Below are 3233 nucleotides of genomic sequence, written 5' to 3'. Positions count from 1 at the left end.
ATCATCCTGTTCATCCAGAAACGCCCGCGCGGACTCTTTCCGCAGCAGGGGCGTGCTGCCGGAGACTGATTTATGTGGCTGACCCAACCCCTGTATGAACGTTCGACCCGCATCTTTCTTGGAGTGTTGTTGCTGGCCATGAGCCTGGTCACCCTGCTGCACCTGGTGGTGCCTGCTGGTCATCCGCTGCATGTTTCGGCTTACACCGTTAACCTGCTGGGCAAGTACCTTAGTTATGCCCTGCTGGCGGTGGCGGTGGATCTGGTGTGGGGTTACCTCGGTATCCTCAGTCTGGGTCACGGTGCTTTTTTTGCGCTGGGTGGTTATGCCATGGGTATGTACCTGATGCGCCAGATCGGTGATCGGGGTGTTTATGGTCACCCGGAACTGCCAGATTTTATGGTGTTCCTCAGCTGGGATGCCTTGCCCTGGTACTGGCTGGGTTTTGACAGCTTCTGGTTTGCGGCATTAATGGTGTTACTGGTGCCGGGTCTGCTGGCCTTTGTATTTGGATATCTGGCTTTTCGATCCCGTGTGGCTGGGGTGTACCTGTCGATCATGACCCAGGCGCTGACGTTTGCCCTGATGCTGGCCTTCTTCCGTAATGAAATGGGTTTTGGTGGCAACAACGGCCTGACCGATTTCCGCGATATTCTGGGTTTTGATCTTCGCACCGATACCACACGACTGGTGTTGTTTCTGGTCACCGGGCTGGCGCTGGCGATTGGGTATCTGATCTGTCGTGCCCTAGTCACCAGCAAGCTGGGGCGGGTGTGTGTGGCCTGCCGTGATGCTGAAGCGCGTACACGTTTTCTGGGTTATCGGGTGGAGCGGGTGCAACTGTCGGTGTTTGTGGTTTCAGCCATGCTGGCGGGTGTGGCCGGTGCCCTGTATGTGCCGCAGGTGGGCATCATCAACCCCGGAGAGTTTTCACCGCTGTTTTCCATCGAAATTGTGATCTGGGTGGCGCTGGGTGGACGCACCACCCTGTATGGCGCGGTGATCGGTGCGCTGCTGGTCAACTATGCCAAAACCTGGTTTACCGGGGTGATGCCCGATGCCTGGTTGTTTGCGCTGGGTGCCATGTTTGTACTGGTTACAGTATTACTGCCCAAAGGCATAGCCGGATTGATGAACAGCCTGAACGAGCGCCGCCGCAGGATGAAGGGCAAACAGCCAGAAGACCAACAGGAGCAGCCCGCATGAGTTTCCTGAAACAGCTGACCGACCGCGAGCGGGTGTTTGATTTCATGGTGCCACAACAATCCCCGGTGGATGTACGCCACGGCCCGATTCTGTATCTGGAGGATGTGAGTGTCAGTTTTGATGGTTTTAAAGCCATCAACAAACTGAACCTGACCATTGATGACGGTGAACTGCGTTGTATCATCGGCCCAAACGGGGCAGGCAAAACTACCATGATGGACATCATCACCGGTAAAACCCGCCCGGATGAAGGCTCAGTCTGGTTCGGCAGCCGCCACAACCTGTTGCAGATGAATGAACCGGACATTGCCAGCCTGGGCATCGGGCGCAAGTTTCAGAAACCCACCGTGTTTGAAGCCCTGACAGTCTTCCAGAATCTGGAGCTGGCACGCGCCACCAACAAAAGTATTTTGCCAACCCTGACCGAACGCCTGACGGGTGAAATCCGGGATCATATTAATGAAATACTGGAGCTGATTGGCCTGAAAGAACTGCATCAGCAGCAGGCCGGTATTTTGTCCCATGGCCAGAAACAATGGCTGGAAATTGGCATGTTATTAATGCAGAAACCTCGCCTGTTGCTGGTGGATGAACCGGTGGCCGGTATGACTGAACAGGAAATGGAACGCACCGCTGAATTACTCACCGGACTGGCTGGTAAACAGTCGGTGGTGGTGGTGGAACATGACATGGGTTTTGTACGCTCCATTGCCCGCAGAGTGACGGTATTACACCAAGGCAGTGTACTGGCCGAAGGCAGCATGGATCAGGTGTCATCCGATCCGCGAGTGATAGAAGTTTACCTTGGAGAAGAAGCCTGATGCTGACAATCACCGGACTCAACCAGTATTACGGCCAGAGCCACACCCTGCGCAACCTGTCACTGACTGCACCCAAAGGCCAGTGCACCTGTGTGATGGGGCGCAATGGTGTGGGCAAAACCACCCTGATGAAAAGCATCATGGGTGAAGTGATGATCCGTGATGGCAACATTCAGTACGATGATGGCATCGACCTGACCCGTAAACGGCTGGAAGACCGCTCCCGCCTGGGTATTGGATTTGTACCCCAGGGTCGCCAGATCTTCCCGCTTTTGACCGTGGAAGAAAACCTGCGCACCGGACTGGCTGCACGCGGTGATGGCTTAAAAAAGATCCCTGAAAAAATCTACGAGTTATTCCCGGTACTCAAGGACATGCGCAACCGCCGGGGTGGTGACCTATCCGGTGGTCAGCAACAACAACTGGCGATAGGCCGTGCACTGGTACTGGAACCGCGCCTGCTGATCCTCGACGAACCCGGTGAAGGCATCCAGCCCAACATCGTGCAACAGATCGGCGAAGTCATCCGCAAACTCATCAGCGAAGAACAACTCACCGTCCTGCTGGTGGAACAAAAACTCCCCTTCGCCCGGAAATTTGCAGACCGCTTTGTCATCATGGACCGCGGCCAGAACCTGGCAGAAGGGGAAATCGCAGGGCTGAGTGATGGACTGATCAAACAGCATTTGACGGTTTGATGGAGGTATGGCTTCAGATTCAGATTTGAGTAGATTCCGCATTATTCATGAGGCTGTGTATCAGCCTCTCCGAACAGCTGTTTGACCCTGCAACCAGCGACAGGGGATGTAACCGCCACGGGCGATGTTGGATAGCGCCAGTCCACAGGGACGAAGACAATTTTAAGCAGTCTCCCGCGATTCGTTTCTGCTAAAAACCAATGGCTGGGTGGGTCAGTAAGATGCTGAACACGCAATTCAATCAGTGTGTTGTGCTCACGGTTCTCTAAATCAGTTTTTTGTTTTGCAGGGTCGACTTTTTTATTCCAGCAGAGTGTTTGTTCTGCTGTGAATCACTGCCAGTATGTCGATCTGGTTTGGTTTGATGTGATAAATAATCCGGTAAGGCTTGCAGAAAACCTCCCGAATCTGATCCAGCTCGTACTCGGGCACCTTGCGACCCGGTAAGGGGAAGTCAGTGCGCAACAATGATAAAAATCCACACCAAAACCCTGAAAATCCAGTAAGA

4 protein-coding genes are annotated in these 3233 nt (G+C 53.9%); 3 read left to right on the top strand and 1 reads right to left on the bottom strand.

From position 1 onward, the window contains the following. Window positions 1–72: 72 nt before the first annotated feature. Genes urtC through urtE form a run of 3 tightly spaced genes read left to right on the top strand, consistent with a single transcriptional unit; the run spans window position 73 to window position 2725 of the window. Window positions 73–1206, top strand: a complete 1134-nt coding sequence (gene urtC / locus IBX50_RS18855; RefSeq protein WP_292257944.1) for an urea ABC transporter permease subunit UrtC — start codon at window positions 73–75, stop codon at window positions 1204–1206. Further along, complete coding sequence (gene urtD / locus IBX50_RS18850; RefSeq protein ID WP_292257943.1) at window positions 1203–2027, top strand: urea ABC transporter ATP-binding protein UrtD; 825 nt, start codon at window positions 1203–1205, stop codon at window positions 2025–2027. The genes urtC and urtD overlap by 4 nt, the downstream gene beginning before the upstream one ends. Beyond that, window positions 2027–2725: an urea ABC transporter ATP-binding subunit UrtE gene (gene urtE / locus IBX50_RS18845; RefSeq protein ID WP_292257942.1), complete on the top strand. Its 699-nt coding sequence runs from the start codon at window positions 2027–2029 to the stop codon at window positions 2723–2725. The genes urtD and urtE overlap by 1 nt, the downstream gene beginning before the upstream one ends. 300 nt (window positions 2726–3025) lie before the next feature. Here urtE and IBX50_RS18840 read toward each other — a convergent pair. Beyond that, window positions 3026–3233 (bottom strand): type II toxin-antitoxin system RelE/ParE family toxin (locus tag IBX50_RS18840; protein WP_292257941.1); only part of this gene is annotated, 208 nt, incomplete at its 5' end.

The sequence above is a fragment of the Marinospirillum sp. genome (assembly GCF_014859565.1).
This window is presented reverse-complemented; position numbering and strand designations above follow the sequence as displayed.

Coding starts and splice junctions, on each gene's coding strand:
- urtC (WP_292257944.1), top strand. CDS start 73: ATGTGGCTGACCCAACCCCTGTATGAACGTTCGACCCGCATCTTTCTT.
- urtD (WP_292257943.1), top strand. CDS start 1,203: ATGAGTTTCCTGAAACAGCTGACCGACCGCGAGCGGGTGTTTGATTTC.
- urtE (WP_292257942.1), top strand. CDS start 2,027: ATGCTGACAATCACCGGACTCAACCAGTATTACGGCCAGAGCCACACC.